Origin of the sequence: Bradyrhizobium sp. sBnM-33, from assembly GCF_032917945.1 — a bacterium.
In the GTDB taxonomy this organism is placed as follows: Bacteria; Pseudomonadota; Alphaproteobacteria; order Rhizobiales; family Xanthobacteraceae; genus Bradyrhizobium.
In genome coordinates this window covers 6,609,561-6,628,412 of the sequence record NZ_CP136624.1, presented here as the reverse complement: position 1 = coordinate 6,628,412, position 18,852 = coordinate 6,609,561, and the positions used below count along the sequence as shown (strand labels likewise).

Below are 18,852 nucleotides of genomic sequence, written 5' to 3'. Positions count from 1 at the left end.
AGGCAGACGCAAATGGAACTCTTTGACAATCTGCTGATGGGTCTTTCGACGGCCGTTCAACTCAACAACTTGTTGTTCTGCCTGATTGGCGTGGTCATCGGGACCGCGATCGGCGTGCTGCCCGGCATCGGTCCGATCCCCACGGTGGCGTTGCTGTTGCCCTTCACCTTCGGCCTATCGCCTGCCAGCGCCATGATCATGCTGGCCGGCATCTTCTATGGCGCGCAATATGGCGGCTCGACCACCGCCATCCTGGTCAATGTGCCGGGCGAGACGTCGTCGGTCGTCACCTGTATCGACGGTCACGAGATGGCCAAGCAGGGCAGGGCCGGAACTGCGCTCGCCATTGCCGCGATTGCCTCGTTCTTTGCCGGCACGATGGCGACGATCGTGATCGCGGTGCTCAGCGTGCCGTTGTCGGTGCTCGCGCTCAAATTTACCGCGGTCGAATATTTCAGTCTCCTCGTGCTCGGCCTGATCGCCGCGGTCGTCCTCGCGCATGGTTCGGTCGCCAAATCGCTGGCGATGGTGCTGCTGGGGCTGCTGCTCGGCCTCGTCGGGATCGATGTTTCCTCGGGTGTCGCGCGCATGACCTTCGGCATCCCTGCGCTGTCGGATGGTCTTGATTTCGTGCCGATCGCAATGGGCCTGTTCGGGCTGGGTGAAATCATCGCCAATCTGGAGAGACCCGCCGAGCGCCGCGTGGTCAGCCAGTCGATCCGCAGCCTGATCCCGAGCTGGGAAGACTTGCGGGGGGCTTTTCCGGCCGTGGTGCGCGGCACAGCGCTGGGCTCCGTGCTGGGGGTGTTGCCCGGCGGCGGTGCTGCGCTTCCGCCGTTCTCCTCCTACGCGCTGGAGAAGAAGCTCGCCCGCGATCCCTCGCGCTTCGGCAAGGGAGCGATCGAGGGCGTTGCCGGTCCGGAGGCCGCCAACAATGCCGGCGCCCAGACCAGCTTCATTCCGCTGCTGACGCTCGGCATTCCCGCCAACGCCCTGATGGCGCTGATGATCGGCGCGTTGATGATGCAGGGCATCCAGCCCGGTCCGCAGATCATGACCGAGCAGCCGAAGCTCGTCTGGGGCGTCATCGCCAGCATGTGGGTCGGCAATCTGATGCTGCTGATCATCAACCTGCCGCTCATCGGCCTGTGGGTCTCGATGCTGAAGATTCCCTATCGCCTGCTGTTCCCCGCCATCGTCCTGTTCTGCTGCATCGGCACTTACGGGATCGCCAACGGCCTGTTCAATGTCTGGCTGATGATGGGCTGCGCCATGATCGGTTATTTCTTCATCAAGATCGGTGTCGAGCCGGCACCGCTGCTGCTCGGCCTTGTGCTCGGTCCGCAATTGGAAGAAAATTTCCGGCGTGCGATGTTGATCGCTGACGGCGATTTCACCGTCTTTCTGTCGCGGCCGATCAGCGCGGTTATCCTCGCAGTCGTCGCCGCCTTGTTGCTGGCAATGCTTTCGCCGGCAATTCTGAGAACGCGTAAGGAAGCGCTGGCGGAATGAGCGGCGTCGACGTCAGCCGCGCAGTTGCCAGCGGCCGATGACCCGAAACCGCGAATTCGCATTGTCTTGACGGCACAAGGCGATGGCGTCGATCGCGAGCGGCCCGATGCCGGTTATCGAGAACCTGCTGCGCAGCATTGCCACGATCGGCTCGCGCCGTTCGGCGGGAAGCCGCCCCGTCAGTGTCATATGGAAACGAAACTCTTCGAAGACGTAAGGGTAGCCCCAGCGGTCGAGATAGTCGCGCTGGCGTGGCGTCAGCGCGTCCGGATTTCGCCGCTCGCGATCTTCGGCACCAAGTGGAGTGCGGAGTGAATCGAATGCCCTGGTCGCCTGGGCGGCAAGGAGGTCGAGATCTGCCGACGGTTCGGCGGGAATTACCGCAATGAAACCGCTGATCGAATCGACGACCGGTTGGATCACCGGCACTGGCCGGGCTAGATCGGCGAATAATTCGCAGGCCGCAGCAAGCTGCGCCTCGGCCTTGCCGTCGGCCAGCGCCATCGGCGCCTTCAGCGTAGCGTGAAATCCGTATTTACGCGGATCCTGCGTCAGTTCGCGCCAGTCCGAGGGGAGTCCATCCGGAAAGGGCAGGTCTTCGCCGCTGTAAGCGTCGTAGCCGAGCAGCGAGGCGCCGAACCGGTCGAGCGTGCTGTCGGGCGCGGCGGTGTAATAGATCGCGTAACGGGGGTGATTTGCCATTGCGCCAGAATAGGGCCGCCTCACGCGGCTGCAACCGCCTTGCGTGGTGTTGCTGACGAACGGACGAGGCGGTTTGCCTCCGTCAGATGAACGAGACGTCCCGCGACAATGACCGCGACGATGCGCGGGCGCAATGGCAGCGTGTCATCGACGAGAATGATGTCGGCACGCTGCCCCGCGGCGAGCATGCCGCGATCGGCGAGGCCGGCGGCGCGAGCCGGTGCCACCGAGATCAATTGCCATGCCGCGGCCAGCGACAGCACGCCATCGACTGCGAGCCGGAAGGCTGCCAATGGTGGCGCCGGATAATAATAGTCCGACGCCAGCACCGAACACAGGCCCTTGGCGATCATGTCGGATGCCCTGGTCCAGCCGGTATGGCTGCCGCCGCGCACCACATTGGGCGCGCCGAACACGATGAAGTCGCCGGCTGCGGCAGCGTCGCGGGCGGTTTCCTCGTTGACCGGAAATTCGGCGATGGCAACGCCCTGTGCTCGAAACGCTTGCCGCATCGCCGGGCTTTCATCGTCGTGCGAGAGCATCCGGATGTTTGCCGCGCGCGCCGCCTGCGCCAGCCGGGCGATCGAAGCCGGCACGTCGTGGCCGCGGGAGACCACGCTTTCCACCAGGCGATCGAACGCCTCATTGCTGAGACCCGTGCGCTCCACCATTCGGCTGCGCTTTTGCGGCTTGGCAAGGCTGGCGACCGTCGAGTCCATATGGTCGTTGAAGGCGAACAGGTCGACGCGTCCTTCCGATAGCCAGTCGATGATTTCGCTTTCCGCGTCGAGATTGTAGGTCTCGTGACGCAAGTGGAAGCGGGTGTCGGCGGCGAGCTGCGGCCGCATCTGCTCAATCGCCTCCAGCAAGCGCCTGGCATTGTCGGCGCTGCGCAGGCCGGGCTCCCACGACCAAGTCGTGGCATGATAGACGGTCGTGATCCCATTGCTGATCGCCTGCCGGTCGCTGTCAACAAGCGCCACATCGATTGGGAAATCGACGCCGGGGCGCGGCATCATCTGCCGCTCGAAGGCATCGCCATGCAGATCGACGATACCCGGCAGCACCAGCAAGCCGCCGGCATCGATACTGGACAAACCATGACTGCTATTCGTACCGACGGCGACGATCTCGCGGCCGGCGATCCGCAGCGTGGTTTCGGCAATCTCATCGCCGAGCAGGGCCCGGCCACCTTCGATGAACAGTTCAGTCACGATGCGGCACTCTGGTTGAATGGACGGCGAGTAGCTGCTGCGGCGGCTTCGTACTTTTCGAGAAAGCGCTCTACATCGAGTTTGCGGAAATCGGGCAGGGTGCGGCACAGCGTCTCATGGTCCCAATTCCACCACGCGAGCTCCGCAAGCCGCCCGGCAATGGATTCCGGAAAGCGCTGCTTGATCGGCCGTGCCGGGTTACCTGCAACGATCGTATAGGCGGGGACATCCTTGGTCACGATGGCGCCGGCCGCGATCACCGCGCCGGTGCCGATCGAGTGGCCGGGCAGAATAACCGCGCCGTGGCCGATCCAGACGTCATGGCCGATATGGACGTGATGTTCGCGTCGCCATGCAAAGAACTCGGCATCATCGCTCTCGCCCGGAAAATAGCTGCTGGCGCGATAGGTGAAATGGGCCTGCGAGGCCCGGTGCATCGGATGATTGCCCGGATTGATCCGTGTCATCGCCGCGATCGAACAGAATTTGCCGATTGTTGTGTAGGTGATCTGTGCATCGTTCACGATGTAGGAATAATCGGACATCGTGACCTCGAGCAGAATGGTCCGGGCGCCGACCTCGGTGTAGGCGCCAAGCTGGCAGTCGCGCACTGACGCGGTGGGGTCGACGGTCGGTTCAGTGGAAAGCGTCTTGCCAGCCATCGGTAGGTCCGTCGGCAGTTGCGGGAAGGGCCTGCTCGTCTTCGATGCGCTTGATGACAGTATCATGACGTATGCATGACGCCGCACGGCTGTGGACGAACGCCGCACCGCAGCACTCGTTGTCACACAACTGTAAGATCGAGCCGGTAGCGATGCTCCACGATAGGACTCTGGAGCGCTGCATGCTGGTTGTGGAAGGTCTGACGTGCCGTTTCGGCACCAAAGCTGCGGTGGATAATGCGTCATTCTCGATCGCACCGGGCAGTTTTGTCGGCGTGATCGGCCGCTCCGGCGCCGGCAAGTCCACGCTGCTTCGGATGATCAACCGCCTCGCCGAACCTTCCGAAGGGCGCATCCTCTTTGAAGGCGTCGACGTCACCGCGCTTCGCGGCAAGGATTTGCGGCAGTGGCGTGCGCGCTCGGCGATGATCTTTCAGCAGTTCAATCTGGTCGGCCGCCTCGATGTCCTGACCAACGTGTTGATGGGAAGACTTTCAACGGTGCCGACATGGCGGTCGCTGGCGCAGTTGTGGCCCGAACATGACAAGGCCATTGCGATGTCGGCGCTCGAGCAATTCGATATGGCGTCGATTGCGGCGCAGCGCGCGGATCAGCTCTCGGGCGGTCAGCAGCAGCGCGTCGCGATTGCGCGTGCACTGGTGCAGGAGCCCGACATCATCCTTGCCGACGAACCGATCGCTTCACTCGATCCCCGCAACACCCGGATCGTGATGGACGCGCTGCTGCGCATCAACAAGCACTTCGGGATAACGGTGGTGTGCAATCTGCATTCGCTGGATCTGGCGCGCAGCTACTGCGATCGCCTGATCGGAATGTCGGCAGGCCGCATTGTGTTCGACGGCGCACCGGCGATGTTGACAGATCATATCGCGCGCGAGCTCTACGATCTCGAGGCGGATGAGGTGATGGACGCGGCGCGAGAGCATGTGCCGGTCCGTGCTCCGATTCCCGCGCTCGGTACGGTTGCCGCAGCCTGAGCCTTTGCGTCTGAAAACCAGGAGCTGTGCGGCATCTAGATCCGCTGGCTCATCACTGCGAAACAGGAGACGTCATGATAAACCGTCGTATAATCTTCGCCGCTGCAGCGGCATTGGCGTTCTCGGCCTCGGCTGCCACGGCTCAGGACTGGAAGGCAAAATATCCTGAATTGGTGTTCGCAAAGGTTCCCGATGAGAATGCCTCGGGCACAACCAACCGATGGACGCCTCTGACGGAGTATCTGTCCCGCGAGCTCGGCACCAAAGTCACGCTGCGGATCGCCAACGATTACGCCGCTGTTATCGAAGGCCAGCGGGCAGGCAACATCCACATCGCGATGTACGGTCCCTCGGCCTACGCGCGCGCTTATATCATCGGTGCGAAGGTCGAGCCGTTCGCGATCGAAGTGAATGGCGACGGAACCAAGGGCTATTATTCGGTTCTCTATGTCAAAAGCGATTCCAGCTACAAGGACATCAAGGACCTGAAGGGCAAGAATCTCTGCCTTGTCGACCCCAATTCAACGTCAGGCAACAACGTGCCGCGTTTCGCGATGGACAAGATGGGTATCGACCCGGAAAAGTTCTTCTCCAAGGTGGTCTATTCGGGAAGCCACGAAAACGCGGTGATCGGACTTGCGCAAGGGACCTGCGACGCGGCGTTCAACTGGTGGAACGACGAGAACGAGTCGAACCTGCTCCGGATGGAACGGAAGGGCATGGCGAAGGCCGCCGATTTCAAGATCATCATGAAGTCCGAGCAGATTGTGAATTCGCCGATGGCATATCTCAGCAGCCTGCCCGCCGACCTCAAGGCGGCAATCAAGAAGGCCGTGCTGGAAATCGCGGTGAAAGACAAGGCCGCTTTCGACAAGATTTACGAAGGGAAGCAGTTGCCATTCGTCGAGGTTGACCACAAGGCCTATGACGCCGTGATCGATCTGACCAAGTTTGTCGACAGCATTCGCAAGCAGAAATCCTGAACGGAGCTGCGGCTCCAGATGGATCGGGCAGATCGCGAGATCTGCCCATTCTCTCGCCTGAACATCCCATGCGAACAGCAGTCCCCGAATTCCCGGAAGCCAGGCTGCGAGAACTCGCCGATCGCTATGCGGCTGCGGTTGCCGCCAAGCGGCGGCGCGTATGGCTGGGTTCGGCGGTCCTGATCGCCGCCACGATCGCTGCCGGCTGGATGGGTGACGTCAATCTTTGGAGTTTCGCCGAGAATTTCTGGCGCTTGCCAGCTTACTTCGCCAGCATCGCTCCAAAATTTTCGTTCTCGACTGCGTGGGTTGATCTCTCTGAGTGGCTTTGGGGGCTGCCTCGCTGGACGCGGCTTCTCGGAGACACGTTGCTGATCGCGTATATGGGAACGCTCACGGGGGCGATGTGCGGGTTCGTTCTCTGCTTCCTCGCCTCGGCCAACCTCGTCAGGTCGCGTACAACCGTTTTTGTCACGCGGCGCGTTCTCGAATTTTGCAGGACCGTGCCAGAGATCGTCTTTGCCTTGATTTTCGTGCTCGCATTCGGTCTGGGACCGCTGCCGGGCGTTCTCGCGATCGCAATCCATACCACCGGTGCGCTAGGCAAACAGTTCGCTGAGGTTGTTGAGAATATCGACAGTAAACCGATCGAGGGGATAGCGGCGAGCGGAGGAAGCTGGCTTCAGATTGTCCGATTTGGTGCGGTACCTCAGGTTCTTTCGAATTTCGTAAGCTATGCCCTGCTGAGATTCGAGATCAACGTCCGTGGCGCGGCGGTGATGGGTTTTGTCGGCGCCGGCGGGATCGGCCAGGATTTGATCGAGGCCGTTCGCAAGTTCTATTACACCGATGTCAGTGCCATCCTTTTGCTCATTGTCGTCACCGTCATGTTGATCGACTTTATCACGGAGCGCGCGCGCCACCGCCTCCTCGGGCTGGAGGGCTCCGCGGCATGAACTCCTTCAGTTTTGAAAACCAGGCCGGCATCGTCGAACGTCATCCGGATATTTTCCGCCCGGACTGGTGGCACCGGGGAAAAATCGCAATAGGCGTTGGCGGGGCGGTCGCGCTTTTTCTGTTCGGGATCGTCCAACTCGAAATTCCCTTTCACCGGCTCTCCGACGGAATGGTCAGGCTGGGTGGATTCGTTCAGCTCATGTTGCCTCCCCATCCTGGCTCTTGGGCGGAAGTATTGAAATATCTGCACGCGCTCGGAGAGACGGTTTCGATCGCATTTCTCGGCACGCTGGGCGGGGCTTTGCTCGCGTTACCCGTATCCCTGCTGGCGGCGCGCAATGTAGTTGCAAACCGGATCGTTCACTTTTTGACGCGCCGCAGTCTCGACACCATCCGTGGTGTCGATATCTTGATCTGGGCTCTCATCTGGGTCGGTATCGTGGGGCTGGGCCCGTTCGCAGGTATCCTCGCGGTTATCTGCAGCGATTTTGGGACGTTTGGAAAGTTATTCTCGGAAGCGATCGAGGCTGCCGACAAGAACCCCGCTGAGGGAGTCCAGTCATCGGGGGGCAACCATCTTCATAGCGTCCGGTTCGGGTTGTTGCCGCAGGTCTTTCCAATCCTGTTGAGCCAGGTGCTCTACTATTTTGAATCGAATACGCGGTCAGCGACGATTATCGGAATCGTTGGAGCAGGTGGAATTGGACTTCAGCTTGCCGAACAAATCCGGGTGCTGGAATGGCAAAAGGTTTCGTTTCTGATTTTGCTTATCCTGATGACGGTATCGGCAATTGATTGGATCTCGGGCAAGCTGCGTTTCGCGATCATCGGGCAGCGGCCAATCGCGTAACATCTCGTGGCTAGGCTAGCCGCTCTCGACCACGAATTCGACACGCTCAGCGGCAAAGCGCGAGCGCTTGGTCACGAGCGGCTTATCGTCGGTATCGACGTCCGTGCTGTCAACGACCAGCACGGGACGCCCGAGCGCGAGATCGAGCCTTGCGGCATCGGTGGCGTCCACGATCCCGGCGGTGACGCGGGTTGAGGCGCGGCGGTAATCGCGAACGCCGTAATGCGCCAGCAGTTTGGTCATTGAGCGTGCGTTGGCGAAGACGGTTCCGGCGCCCGGGAAGCGATCGGCGGAGAGCCAACTGGTGCTGACGCAGATCGGCGTGCGGTCAGCGAGCCGCACCGATTCGATCCGGATCAGGGGCGCACCGGTCCTCAGTCCGAGCTCACGGGCCAACTCGCGCGTCGCGGGCTCTTCGGAGGCATCGATCAATTGGCCGCGGGGCTCGCGGCCACCGGCGCCGACGATTTCGGAAAATCGCGTCCGCGAGCGCAAGGGATAGGCGATGCGCTGCGCCTCGACATAGGTGCCGCTGCCGCGTTCGGCGCGCACCAGGCCGCGTTCGGCAAGCGCAGCCAGTGCGCGCCGCACGGTGTGGCGGTTGACCCGATAGGTATCGGCGATCTCGATCTCGCCCGGCAGCTTTTCGCCCGCTGCGAAGCGGCCGTCGGCAATGCCGCGCTCGATACCGTCGGCGACCTGGCGCCACAAGGCGACGCCGGAACTCTCCTGCAGGCTCATGGCTTGGTGATACCAGAAATTATCCGTTTGTCACGAAACAGTCATGGCGCTTCGTTATCAAGTTGTCTACTATCATAGACAACTTGATTCAGGCAAGGTGGCTCATGAGCTTGACCAGGCGGAACAGCGGAGAGGCGCAGCGGAAGGCCGCGATGGCGGTGCTCGCGCATTCCGAGGCTGGCGATATTGCGGGCCATCTCGCGGCAATCGCGGTACCCGAACACGAAAACCTGCGCGAGCCGGAGAACGGCCTCGTCATGGTGCGCGGCCGCATCGGCGGCGACGGTGCGCCGTTCAATCTCGGCGAGGCCACCGTGTCGCGCGCGGCGGTGCGCCTTGCGACCGGTGAGATCGGATTTGGCTACGTGCTCGGCCGCGATAGGCAGAAGGCGCAGATGATCGCGCTGTGTGATGCCATGGTGCAGTCGACGGAGCTTTCGGGTGAGGTCGAGACCAAGGTGATCGGGCCATTACGTGCCGCCATGAGCGCCGATCGCAGCCGCAAGGCGGCCGAGACGGCGGCGACGCGGGTCGATTTCTACACCATGGTGCGCGGCGAGGGGTGATGCGATGACGACAGTTGCAGAATTGCCCGCGGGGTTTGCCGACAAGGTGCCGTCGGCGCAGTCGACCTTCCGCTCCGTGATGGACGCGATGGCGCGTCCCGGCAGCGTGCAACGGGTCACGGCGGCCGTCGGCGCGCCGGCCGGGATGATGCGCGGCGCGGCGGCGATCGCGCTGACGCTGTTCGATCACGACACGCCGATCTGGCTCGACGCCGCGATGTCGGCCACGCCTGACGTTGCGAAGTGGCTCAAGTTCCATACCAGTGCGCCGGTGATCGCGGATTCCTCGATCGCCAGCTTCGCGCTGGTCGGCGAGGCCAGGAACCTGCCGGCGCTCGATCGCTTCGCGTTCGGCAGTAACGAGTATCCTGATCGGTCGACGACACTGATCCTACAGGTCGAGAGCCTGACACAGGGACCGACCTTCGAGGTGAAGGGGCCGGGCATCGACGGTACAGCGCTGCTGCAGGCGATGCTCCAACCGCGCGACCTCTTTCAGCGGCTCACCATCAACGAAGGCCTGTTCCCGCGCGGCATCGATGTAGTGCTGGTCCATGACGACTTGATCGTCGCGATCCCCCGAACCACGCGGCTGGTCGCAAGCGGAGCGTAGCCCATGTATGTAGCCGTCAAAGGAGGCGAACGCGCCATTGAGAATGCCCACCGGCTGCTTGCGCATGAGCGGCGTGGCGACCGTGATGTGCCCGAACTCTCGCTGGCGCAAATTGCCGAGCAGCTCTCGCTCGGCGTCGATCGCGTCATGACGGAAGGCTCGCTCTACGATCGCGAGCTGGCGGCACTCGCGATCAAGCAGGCGCGCGGCGACCTGATCGAGGCGATCTTCCTGGTCCGCGCCTTTCGCGCCACATTGCCGCGCTTCGGCGCGACCGAGCCGGTCAACACCGGCGAGATGCAGGTGCGCCGGCGGATCTCCTCGACCTTCAAGGATATTCCAGGTGGCCAGATCCTGGGGCCGACCTTCGATTATACCCATCGTTTGCTGGACCCGCAGCTTGCGGACGGTTTTGTGCCGGAGCAGCCGGCGACGTCGGAGGCAACGCAGACGGCAATGCCGCGCGTCACCGACATTCTCGGTCGCGATGGCTTGATCGAATCGTCGCCGGCCGCGGATGCCGATGCGCCGGTCGGCGATCTCACGCGCGAGCCGCTGAGTTTTCCGGCCGACCGCGATCTGCGGCTGCAAAATCTTGCGCGGGCCGACGAGGGGTTCCTGCTCGCACTCGGCTATTCCTCACAGCGCGGCTACGGCCGCAACCATCCCTTTGCCGGCGAAATCCGCTTCGGCGAGGTGGAGGTTGAGTTCTTCGCCGAGGATGCGGGCTTTGCCGTCCCGCTTGGCGCGATCGAGCTGACCGAGTGCCAGATGGTCAACCAGTTCAAGGGATCGGCGACGGAAGCGCCATGCTTTACGCGCGGCTATGGTCTGGCCTTCGGACAAAGCGAGCGCAAGACCATGTCGATGGCGTTGGTCGACCGCAGCCTGCGTGCCCGCGAGCTGGGCGAGGAAGTGATCGCTCCAGCCCAGGACGAGGAATTCGTGATGTCGCACTCGGACAATGTTCAGGCGACCGGCTTCGTCGAGCATCTCAAGCTGCCGCATTACGTCGACTTTCAATCCGAGCTCGGTCTGCTGCGCAAATTGCGCAAGGAGTTCGCCGAGGCCAATGAGGCGCCGGACATGCAGGAGGCCGCGGAATGAACGCGCCGGCTTACAATTTCGCCTACCTCGACGAACAGACAAAGCGGATGATCCGCCGCGCAATCCTGAAGGCGATCGCGATTCCCGGCTATCAGGTGCCGTTCGCCAGCCGCGAAATGCCGATGCCCTACGGCTGGGGCACCGGCGGCGTGCAAGTGACGGCGGCGATCCTGGGGCCACAGGATGTGCTGAAGGTGATCGACCAGGGTTCGGACGACACCACCAACGCGATCTCGATCCGGAAATTCTTCGGCAAGACCGCTGGTGTCGCGACAACCACGTCCACGTCAGACGCCACCGTGATCCAGACCCGGCACCGGATTCCCGAAGTGCCGCTCCATGCGGGTCAGGTGCTGGTCTATCAGGTGCCGATCCCCGAGCCGCTGCGGTTCCTGGAGCCGCGCGAGACCGAGACGCGGCGCATGCATGCGCTGGGCGAATATGGCCTGATGCACGTCAAGCTGTACGAGGACATCGCGCGCTTCGGCCATATCGCGACCTCCTATGCCTATCCCGTGAAGGTGAATGCGCGCTATGTGATGGACCCGTCGCCGACACCGAAATTCGACAATCCGAAGATGGACAATTGCCCGGCGCTGCAATTGTTCGGCGCCGGGCGCGAGAAGCGCATTTACGCGATCCCGCCGCACACGGACGTGGTATCGCTCGATTTCGAAGACCACCCGTTCACGCGCTACCGGTTCGATGCGCCTTGCGCGCTGTGCGGCGCCGGCGATTCCTATCTCGACGAAATCGTCACAGACGACAAGGGCGGGCGGATGTTCGTCTGCTCGGATACCGATTATTGCGAGTCTCGCCAGTTGGCTGGTCATCGCGGCAGCGAGAGCGCAGCGCCGCACAAGGAGAGGGCGCATGGCTGAGCCGCAAGATCCCATGCAGGATGACCAGCCGCTGCTGGTTGCCGAACACCTCGGTAAGACCTATGGCCGGTTGACTGCCTGCCGCGACGTATCGTTTGCGCTTTATCTTGGTGAGGTGCTGGCTGTTGTCGGCGAGTCCGGCTCGGGCAAGTCCACGCTGCTGCAACTGTTGTCTGCGCAACTCGCGCCGAGCGCCGGGCGGGTGTCGTACCGGATGCGGGACGGCATGTTGCGCGATCTTGCCAGCCTCGGCGAGGCCGAGCGCCGCTTTCTGTTCCGCACAGATTGGGGCTATGTGCACCAGGACCCCGCGCAAGGCCTGCGGATGGCGGTCTCGGCCGGCGCCAATGTCGGCGAGCGGCTGATGGCGGTGGGCTGGAATCACTACGGCCGCATCCGCGGCACCGCCTCATCCTGGCTGGAGCGCGTCGAGATAGATACCGCGCGTATCGACGACGCACCGCGGACCTATTCCGGCGGCATGCGGCAACGGCTGCAGATCGCGCGCAATCTCGTCACCGAGCCGCGGCTGGTGTTCATGGACGAGCCGACCGGCGGGCTCGACGTGTCGGTGCAGGCGCGGCTACTCGATCTCATGCGCAATCTCGTCAGCGAGCTCGGCCTTGCCGCCATCGTCGTCACCCACGACCTCGCAGTGGCGCGGCTGTTGTCGCACCGTGTGATGGTGATGAAGGGTGGTCGCGTCATCGAAACCGGCCTGACCGACCAGGTGCTAGACGATCCCCGCGAGCCCTATACTCAATTGCTCGTCTCCTCGATCCTGCCGGCATGAGCGCGCCAATGACTGCGATGATCGACATCACCAACGCTGAAAAGACCTTTATCATGCACCTGCAGGGCGGCGTCGAACTGCCCGTGGTGCGCTGCGTCTCGTTTCAGGTCGAGCCGGGCGAATGCGTCGTGCTGTCGGGCTCCTCAGGCGCCGGCAAATCCTCAATCCTGAAAATGATTTTTGGCAATTACCGCTGCGATGGCGGCCGGATCGGCATCCGGCATCAGGGCACGGTGATCGATCTCGCCACGGCCGAACCCCGGCAGGTGCTCAGCGTGCGCCGCTCGACCATCGGCTATGTCAGCCAGTTCTTGCGGGCGGTGCCGCGGGTCGCCAGCATCGACGTGGTGGCGGAGCCGCTGATCGCGAACGGAATTGCACGCGCGGAAGCTCGCGAGAGGGCGGGCGCGCTGCTGCGCCGCCTCAACATTCCCGAGCGCCTGTGGGCGCTGCCGCCGTCGACGTTCTCCGGCGGCGAACAGCAGCGCGTCAACATCGCGCGTGGTTTCATTTCCGATCTGCCGATTCTGCTGCTGGACGAGCCCACAGCTTCGCTCGATGCCGCCAATCGAGCGGTTGTCGTCGAGTTGATTGAACAGAAGAAACGACAGCGCGTCGCGATGGTGGCGATCGTCCATGACGATGAAATTCGTCATCTGATCGCCGACCGCGTTGTCGACGTGACATCGTTTGCCGCCGCGGCCTGAAGGAAGAGATATGAGATGACTTCGAAGCACGAAACCATCCTCGGCAATGCCCGCCTCGTCCTGGCCGATCGCGTGATCGAGCATGGCTGGGTCGTTTTCGCAGATGGCCGCATCGCGGAATACGGCGAGGGCACTGCGCCGTCAGGCAGCGAGGACGCCGGCGGCGACCTGATCATGCCAGGCCTAATCGAGCTGCACACCGACCATCTCGAAATGCACTATGTGCCGCGCCCAAAGGTGTTTTGGGACCCGATCGCGGCGGTGGTCTCCTACGACGGACAGCTGGCGACATCGGGCATCACCACGGTTCTGGATTCGCTGCGGGTCTGGCGCGAGGACGGCGCCGAGGAGGTTGACGGCAGGGCAGGCCTCTTGGCGGAGGCGATTACATCCGCGCGCGAGGCAAACCTGCTGCGTGCCGACCACTTCCTGCACCTGCGTTGCGAAATCCCGATGCCCAGCGTGGTCGAGGAAGCCAAGGAGCTGATCGAGCGGCCGGACGTGCGGCTGATGTCACTGATGGACCACACGCCGGGCCAGCGCCAGTTCCGCGACGAGGTCAAGCTCCGCGATTATTACCGCGGCAAGGGCGGCGGCAAGACCGACGCCGAGCTCGATGCGCTGTTCGAGAAGCGCTTTCATTATCAAAAAACCTATGCCGCGGCCAACATGCGCGAAATCGTCGCGCTTGCGCATCAATATGAAATTCCGCTCGCCAGCCACGACGATACGACCGAGGAAAACGTCGCCGATGCGATCCAGGATCGCGTCGCCGTGGCGGAGTTTCCGACCACGATGGAAGCCGCGCGCGGCCTGCATCAGGCCGGCATCAGCATCCTGATGGGGGCACCGAACGTGGTTCGCGGCGGTTCGCATTCCGGCAACATCGCCGCGATCGATCTCGCCCGCGAAGGACTGCTGGATATCCTGTCGTCCGACTACATCCCTTCGAGCCTGTTGATGGCGGCCCTGCAATTGCCGCGGCATGTGCCGGCGATCGATCTGGCCGCCGCCGTTCGCACCGTGACCAAGACGCCGGCCGAGGCCGTGGGCCTTGCGGACCGTGGCGAGATTGCGCCCGGCAAGCGCGCCGATGTGATCCGGGTGCATGTCGCCCGTAACATTCCAGTGGTGCGCAGCGCCTGGCGGGAAGGGCGGCGCGTGGCATGACGGAATCGCTGACAACCACAGCGCCAGATCAGACGACCGTAATCGGGCCGGGCCGCTTGATCCTGGTGGTCGGTCCGAGCGGTGCCGGCAAGGACACGCTGCTCGGCCTCGCCAGGGCAGCCTGCGCCGATGACAGCAACATTGTGTTTCCCCGCCGCGTTATCACGCGCGAGGCGTCGGCGTCGGAAGAAAACGAACAGGTCAGCGCCGGCACGTTTCAGGAGGCTCTGACGCGTGGCGAATACGCCATCCATTGGGAAGCTCACGGCCATTGCTACGCACTGTCGCGCGCGATCGATGACGAAATCCGCGCCGGGCGAACCATCGTTGCCAATGTATCGCGCACCGTGATTGGCGCGATGCGTCGCGCCTATGCCGACGTGGCGGTGGTTTCGATCACGGCCCCGCCGAACGTTCTGTCCGAACGGCTTGCGATGCGGCGGCGGAGCAGCGACGGCAGGCTCGAGGCCCGCTTGAGCCGCACAGTGGAGGACGCCGAGGCCGCGCCCGACGTCACCATCGTCAATACCGGCAGCGCCGAGTACCATGCCCGTCAGCTCGTCCGCGTCATCAAGGGTGAGAAATGGGATCGCTGAGGGGAGACCGGAAATGAGCGTTGTCGCAACCATCGAGCAGCTCGAGGCCATCTACGGCTTTCCCAACGATGCCTCGACGGTCAAAGTCGCCGACCGCGTCACGCCAGCCTATCGGGCGTTGATGGACAAATCGCCGTTCGCGGCGCTCGCGACCTGCGGGCCGGAAGGGCTGGACTGCTCGCCGCGCGGCGACCTTGCGGGCTTCGTTCGCGTCGACGACGAGAAGACGCTGATGATGCCGGATCGCCGTGGCAACAACCGCTGCGACTCGCTGCGCAACATCGTGCGTGACCCCCGGGTGGCGCTTTTGTTTCTCATCCCCGGCTCCGGCAGCACGCTGCGCATCAACGGCCGCGCGCATGTCTCGGCCGATCCGGAGCTGCTCGCGTCATTCAAGATGGAAGGCAAGGCGCCGCGCACCGTTATCGTCGTGACGGTGGAGGAGGTTTACTTCCAGTGCGCGCGTGCCATCGTGCGGTCCGATCTTTGGAATCCCGACAAGCGGGTCGATCCCAGGAGCTTGCCGACGCCCGGCCAGATCCTGGCCGAGATGAGCGACAACACCGTTGGCGGCGAGAAATACGATCGGGAATGGCCGGAGCGCGCCCGGCAAACGATGTGGTGATGCCCTGATATCGCATCGCGATTCGGCAGCGGGCATACGGCAAGCCGTTCAGACGACCGCGCGAGCATGCCGATGGTATTCAGGCGTAGCGGATCACCTTCTCCGCGCATTTGAGAAAATTCCGGACCAGCGCCGCGGCACGCACGAGTTCGTCTGGTCGATGTCGACCGTTGCACCGTCGTCGCTGATCATCCTGCCGGAACATGCGGGCAGGTGATGGATCGCGGCCTGCTGCCGCGCCTGTCGATGGGCACGTTGCAATTGTCGATCCGTTGCTCGTCCATCCACTTTTTTCCCAAGCGCTCTTTTCCGGTCAGCGACGACCCGTCAGCGGGCAGGGCGTTTTCCGCATTCGGTGCGGTTTGGCCAAGCTGCCTTTCCTGCGCAAACACCGCCGATGCAAAGCACAGCGCCAAGAGAAAACTGATCAACCCGTGGTGAATCGGTTCCATTGGATTGTCCTCGCCAGAAATCACGCGTCAGATAAACATGTCGATATTCACGTAGTCACCCGGAACCTGCGGACAACGGGTCGGTTGCCTCTCATCGCGTTGTGCGCGCTGAAAGGAGAGGCAGATGAAAATGAAACGGCTCATTCTTGCTGGTTGCTCCGTCCTGGTCTTGAGCACCGGCACAGCACTGGCCGGTCCCTGCGATACGGGACGCGCCGCCAACCTCAAGGACGCAGGCTCCGGCCCGGCCCAGACAGGCGACAGTCAAACAACGGGTATGGCGAGCAGCACCAGCCAACATCCGCCGACCGGCACCATGAACCGGGCGGCTGGAGAAACTGCAGCCTCTTCACAAGATACGCAGCGGCAGATGCAAGGCGAACCGACGGCGGCACAGCAGGCTGAGGGTGCCAAGCCCGACAAGGTCACAGAGGCAGACAAGGACTGCTGAGATAACTATCACCCTAGCCGTCATGCCGCTTCGGCAGACGAGCGCGGATGCGTAACGGAAATCGTTCGAGCGGTGATTGGACGAACCCTCGCGGTGCATGCGTCGATTCGGCGCCCTGATCCGCAGCGTTTGTCCAAGAGGGAAGTCGGCTTGTCCAAGAGCGAACTTCTTGCTTCGGAGATAGTGCGCATAGTGCGACCTTCGACCTTGCGTACTTGCGCTCTGTCCACGGTGACCCTAGTTTTCGTCCAGGCACGAACGTCGTGCCAGCACTGCTTGGGAGGACCCTGATGAGTTGGAAGACTCCGAAGATCGTCGAAGTGCCGGTGGGCATGGAAATCAACATGTACGCCTGCGCGGCGCGTAAATAGACGCGTCGAAACGGTCTGCCCGGCTCCGGCAACGGCCTGTTGCCGCGGGCCGGGCAACTGCGCGCGCTCCAGCTGCAGGACTTTCCAAGGAAGTTTTCCACTGCTTGCTGCACGCGCGGATCCTGACCAACTGGACAGGAATCCCGTAGGCGGCCGCCGAAGGCCATCCGGTCTAGGCTCGCACGCTTATCCCATCTAGATTCCAATTTGTCCCTTGGCTCGCCGACGGTCCCTGCCTCATGCTAGGGTAAGTCTCGGCTGATACCACGGACTTACCCGTTCAACCTCATGACCCCCTGAATGCGAATGTTGACGCGTGCAGAGACCTTCCAGGCTGTGGTCGTGTCTCTTGTTGCGCTGCTACCGGCCTGCGCCCACGCGGAGGCCTTCGATACCGAGCATATATTCGGCTTCATGATCGGAACCGATGTCGGCAGCGTCGGCGAACGGGAGTTTCAAACGGACACGACCGGGCGCTTCGGCAGGAGCGGCGGTACTTATCGGGCTGTCGGCCAGGATTTTGAGCTGGAGTTTGTACCTGTCCGGAATTTTCGAATCGAGGTGGGTAGCACGTTTGCATCGCAAAAGATCAGCGGCGTGCCGGGTCTTGACGATCAGCGCCGGCTATCGTGGCAGGGCGCATCGGTCGATTTGCGCTACCGTTTTCTCGATAGGGAGGTGGCGCCGTTCGGGCTCACTTTCGCGACAGAAATCCACGCGCATCGTATCGATGAAACGACGGCTGAAGGGGTGCGGAGTTTCGGGACTGAATTCAGGTTGGCGTTCGATCGGGAGCTCGTCCCGAATCGCGTCATCGCGGCGTTCAACTTGATCTACGAACCGGAATGGACGCGCCTGGTCGGCAGTAGCGCCATGGAGCGTGACTCCGCCGCGGGCGTGGCGCTCGGGGTGCTGGCGCAGGTGCGGCCGGGTTTTCTGCTGGGCGGTGAGGCGCGGTACTCGCGGAAGTATGAGGGGATCGGCTTGGAGGAACTTGTTGGGCAGGCGATGTTCGTCGGTCCGACAGCGTATTTCCAATTGTCGAAGCACTCGCGGCTGACCGCGAGCTGGAGCGTTCAGGCGTGGGGACGTCCGGCCGGGTCAACTGCCAGCCTTGATCTGGTCAATTTCGACCGCCACCAGGCGCGGCTGGTATTTGGCGTTAACTTCTAGCGCGGGGACGCACGGCCGGGTTCCGGCCTTTTCACAGTGTAGTGAAACCTTGCTTCGCCTATTGCCGTAGCTCTTTGCGTTATCTATCCGGGAACTAATCAAGGGATATCAGCAATGACCCCGATAGACTTGGTCGTGACCGTCTGTGCGGTGCTCTCGCCCACCACGTGCGAGGAAACCCATCTGGTCTTCTCTTCAAATGTTTCGTTGCAACAATGCGCCATGGCTGCGCAGCCCTATATCGCGCAGTGGGTTGGCGAACACCCGAAATGGACCGCGGTCAAGTGGCGTTGCGAATATCCAGGCCTCAATCGAAAGGCTTCCGGCGACGCCGTGTGGTCGACAGGCTGAATGGTCGTCCGGCAGTGGCGGCTACTTGTTGCAGTCTTTCAAATCCTTGTCCGCAATCGAAAACACGGCGTCGGCCTTGATTTCGATGTCGCGTACGAAGCAGTGCTTTGAGCCGCGGTAGCCGACTTTGGCGTCGTAGCGCCCCGGCTGCACGCCGGTGATACGCAGGCGCTCGTCGTGGTCTACTTCCTTGTCCTTGTCGTTCAGGGTGAGGTTAGGACCCCAGTCGTTCTTTCCGGGCGGGGAAAGCTGAAATTCGGAAATCGTCGCCGTGGTAAGATTCCATAATCGGATGCCCTTTCCCTGCGCGGCCACCTCATTGGCGCTCGTTGACAACAGTGCAACCAAAGCCAGTATCCATCGCATCGGGCCATCCT

24 protein-coding genes are annotated in these 18,852 nt (G+C 62.5%); 19 read left to right on the top strand and 5 right to left on the bottom strand.

Going from position 1 to position 18,852, the window contains the following annotated elements:
• Nucleotides 1–12 precede the first annotated feature (12 nt).
• On the top strand, nucleotides 13–1,512 hold the full coding sequence (locus tag RX328_RS31330) for a tripartite tricarboxylate transporter permease (RefSeq protein ID WP_213252341.1): 1,500 nt from the start codon (nucleotides 13–15) through the stop codon (nucleotides 1,510–1,512).
• A 12-nt stretch (nucleotides 1,513–1,524) separates the two neighbouring features.
• On the opposite strand, the gene RX328_RS31325 is transcribed toward RX328_RS31330, so the two are convergent.
• Genes RX328_RS31325 through RX328_RS31315 form a run of 3 tightly spaced genes read right to left on the bottom strand, consistent with a single transcriptional unit; the run spans nucleotide 1,525 to nucleotide 4,090 of the window.
• The gene (locus tag RX328_RS31325) at nucleotides 1,525–2,214 is read right to left on the bottom strand and encodes a DUF1045 domain-containing protein (protein ID WP_213252340.1); all 690 of its coding nucleotides are present in this window, start codon (nucleotides 2,212–2,214) and stop codon (nucleotides 1,525–1,527) included.
• A gap of 20 nt (nucleotides 2,215–2,234) precedes the next feature.
• Nucleotides 2,235–3,428, bottom strand: coding sequence for an alpha-D-ribose 1-methylphosphonate 5-triphosphate diphosphatase (locus RX328_RS31320; RefSeq protein ID WP_213252339.1), 1,194 nt, complete (start codon nucleotides 3,426–3,428; stop codon nucleotides 2,235–2,237).
• Nucleotides 3,425–4,090, bottom strand: coding sequence for a DapH/DapD/GlmU-related protein (locus tag RX328_RS31315; protein WP_213252338.1), 666 nt, complete (start codon nucleotides 4,088–4,090; stop codon nucleotides 3,425–3,427). The genes RX328_RS31320 and RX328_RS31315 overlap by 4 nt, the downstream gene beginning before the upstream one ends.
• Before the next feature lie 182 nt (nucleotides 4,091–4,272).
• Here RX328_RS31315 and phnC point away from each other — a divergent pair, with 182 nt between their 5' ends.
• The 4 genes from phnC to phnE (RX328_RS31295) all read left to right on the top strand — a co-directional run bounded on the left by phnC (nucleotide 4,273) and on the right by phnE (RX328_RS31295) (nucleotide 7,878).
• On the top strand, nucleotides 4,273–5,088 hold the full coding sequence (gene phnC / locus RX328_RS31310) for a phosphonate ABC transporter ATP-binding protein (protein WP_213252337.1): 816 nt from the start codon (nucleotides 4,273–4,275) through the stop codon (nucleotides 5,086–5,088).
• Nucleotides 5,089–5,162: 74 nt separating this feature from the next.
• Nucleotides 5,163–6,071, top strand: coding sequence for a phosphonate ABC transporter substrate-binding protein (phnD, locus tag RX328_RS31305; RefSeq protein WP_213252336.1), 909 nt, complete (start codon nucleotides 5,163–5,165; stop codon nucleotides 6,069–6,071).
• A gap of 68 nt (nucleotides 6,072–6,139) precedes the next feature.
• The gene (phnE, locus tag RX328_RS31300) at nucleotides 6,140–7,027 is read left to right on the top strand and encodes a phosphonate ABC transporter, permease protein PhnE (protein ID WP_213252335.1); all 888 of its coding nucleotides are present in this window, start codon (nucleotides 6,140–6,142) and stop codon (nucleotides 7,025–7,027) included.
• Nucleotides 7,024–7,878 (top strand): phosphonate ABC transporter, permease protein PhnE, encoded by an 855-nt coding sequence (gene phnE / locus RX328_RS31295; protein WP_213252334.1) that lies wholly within the window; start codon nucleotides 7,024–7,026, stop codon nucleotides 7,876–7,878. Before phnE (RX328_RS31300) ends, phnE (RX328_RS31295) begins: the two co-directional genes overlap by 4 nt.
• Nucleotides 7,879–7,893: 15 nt before the next feature.
• Here phnE (RX328_RS31295) and phnF read toward each other — a convergent pair whose 3' ends face one another.
• A complete protein-coding gene (gene phnF, locus RX328_RS31290; RefSeq protein WP_213252333.1) occupies nucleotides 7,894–8,619 on the bottom strand; it encodes a phosphonate metabolism transcriptional regulator PhnF in 726 nt (241 codons plus the stop codon).
• Nucleotides 8,620–8,723: 104 nt separating this feature from the next.
• On the opposite strand from phnF, the gene phnG reads away from it, so the two are divergent.
• The 14 genes from phnG (at nucleotide 8,724) to RX328_RS31220 (ending at nucleotide 18,475) form a co-directional block, all read left to right on the top strand.
• Nucleotides 8,724–9,185, top strand: coding sequence for a phosphonate C-P lyase system protein PhnG (gene phnG, locus RX328_RS31285; protein ID WP_213252332.1), 462 nt, complete (start codon nucleotides 8,724–8,726; stop codon nucleotides 9,183–9,185).
• 4 nt (nucleotides 9,186–9,189) lie between these two features.
• The gene (gene phnH, locus RX328_RS31280; protein WP_213252331.1) at nucleotides 9,190–9,798 is read left to right on the top strand and encodes a phosphonate C-P lyase system protein PhnH; all 609 of its coding nucleotides are present in this window, start codon (nucleotides 9,190–9,192) and stop codon (nucleotides 9,796–9,798) included.
• 3 nt (nucleotides 9,799–9,801) lie between these two features.
• Nucleotides 9,802–10,905, top strand: coding sequence for a carbon-phosphorus lyase complex subunit PhnI (locus tag RX328_RS31275; protein ID WP_213252330.1), 1,104 nt, complete (start codon nucleotides 9,802–9,804; stop codon nucleotides 10,903–10,905).
• Nucleotides 10,902–11,786: an alpha-D-ribose 1-methylphosphonate 5-phosphate C-P-lyase PhnJ gene (locus RX328_RS31270; protein WP_213252329.1), complete on the top strand. Its 885-nt coding sequence runs from the start codon at nucleotides 10,902–10,904 to the stop codon at nucleotides 11,784–11,786. Before RX328_RS31275 ends, RX328_RS31270 begins: the two co-directional genes overlap by 4 nt.
• Nucleotides 11,779–12,579 (top strand): phosphonate C-P lyase system protein PhnK, encoded by an 801-nt coding sequence (gene phnK, locus RX328_RS31265; protein WP_213252328.1) that lies wholly within the window; start codon nucleotides 11,779–11,781, stop codon nucleotides 12,577–12,579. Before RX328_RS31270 ends, phnK begins: the two co-directional genes overlap by 8 nt.
• 8 nt (nucleotides 12,580–12,587) lie before the next feature.
• A complete protein-coding gene (gene phnL, locus RX328_RS31260; RefSeq protein ID WP_213252327.1) occupies nucleotides 12,588–13,286 on the top strand; it encodes a phosphonate C-P lyase system protein PhnL in 699 nt (232 codons plus the stop codon).
• Between the two features lie 15 nt (nucleotides 13,287–13,301).
• A complete protein-coding gene (locus RX328_RS31255; protein ID WP_213252326.1) occupies nucleotides 13,302–14,456 on the top strand; it encodes an alpha-D-ribose 1-methylphosphonate 5-triphosphate diphosphatase in 1,155 nt (384 codons plus the stop codon).
• Nucleotides 14,453–15,052 (top strand): phosphonate metabolism protein/1,5-bisphosphokinase (PRPP-forming) PhnN, encoded by a 600-nt coding sequence (gene phnN, locus RX328_RS31250; protein ID WP_213252325.1) that lies wholly within the window; start codon nucleotides 14,453–14,455, stop codon nucleotides 15,050–15,052. The genes RX328_RS31255 and phnN overlap by 4 nt, the downstream gene beginning before the upstream one ends.
• A 13-nt stretch (nucleotides 15,053–15,065) precedes the next feature.
• The gene (locus RX328_RS31245) at nucleotides 15,066–15,677 is read left to right on the top strand and encodes a pyridoxamine 5'-phosphate oxidase family protein (protein ID WP_213252324.1); all 612 of its coding nucleotides are present in this window, start codon (nucleotides 15,066–15,068) and stop codon (nucleotides 15,675–15,677) included.
• Between the two features lie 216 nt (nucleotides 15,678–15,893).
• The gene (locus RX328_RS31240; protein WP_317258544.1) at nucleotides 15,894–16,118 is read left to right on the top strand and encodes a hypothetical protein; all 225 of its coding nucleotides are present in this window, start codon (nucleotides 15,894–15,896) and stop codon (nucleotides 16,116–16,118) included.
• Nucleotides 16,119–16,253: 135 nt separating this feature from the next.
• The gene (locus RX328_RS31235; protein WP_249726505.1) at nucleotides 16,254–16,580 is read left to right on the top strand and encodes a hypothetical protein; all 327 of its coding nucleotides are present in this window, start codon (nucleotides 16,254–16,256) and stop codon (nucleotides 16,578–16,580) included.
• A 290-nt stretch (nucleotides 16,581–16,870) separates the two neighbouring features.
• The gene (pqqA, locus tag RX328_RS31230; protein WP_072824652.1) at nucleotides 16,871–16,951 is read left to right on the top strand and encodes a pyrroloquinoline quinone precursor peptide PqqA; all 81 of its coding nucleotides are present in this window, start codon (nucleotides 16,871–16,873) and stop codon (nucleotides 16,949–16,951) included.
• Nucleotides 16,952–17,257: 306 nt separating this feature from the next.
• Nucleotides 17,258–18,124: a hypothetical protein gene (locus tag RX328_RS31225; RefSeq protein ID WP_213252323.1), complete on the top strand. Its 867-nt coding sequence runs from the start codon at nucleotides 17,258–17,260 to the stop codon at nucleotides 18,122–18,124.
• Nucleotides 18,125–18,238: 114 nt separating this feature from the next.
• Entirely contained in the window at nucleotides 18,239–18,475 is a 237-nt protein-coding gene (locus RX328_RS31220; RefSeq protein WP_213252322.1) for a hypothetical protein, read from the top strand.
• Between the two features lie 21 nt (nucleotides 18,476–18,496).
• On the opposite strand, the gene RX328_RS31215 is transcribed toward RX328_RS31220, so the two are convergent.
• The gene (locus RX328_RS31215; protein ID WP_213252321.1) at nucleotides 18,497–18,841 is read right to left on the bottom strand and encodes a hypothetical protein; all 345 of its coding nucleotides are present in this window, start codon (nucleotides 18,839–18,841) and stop codon (nucleotides 18,497–18,499) included.
• Between the last annotated feature and the right edge of the window lie 11 nt (nucleotides 18,842–18,852).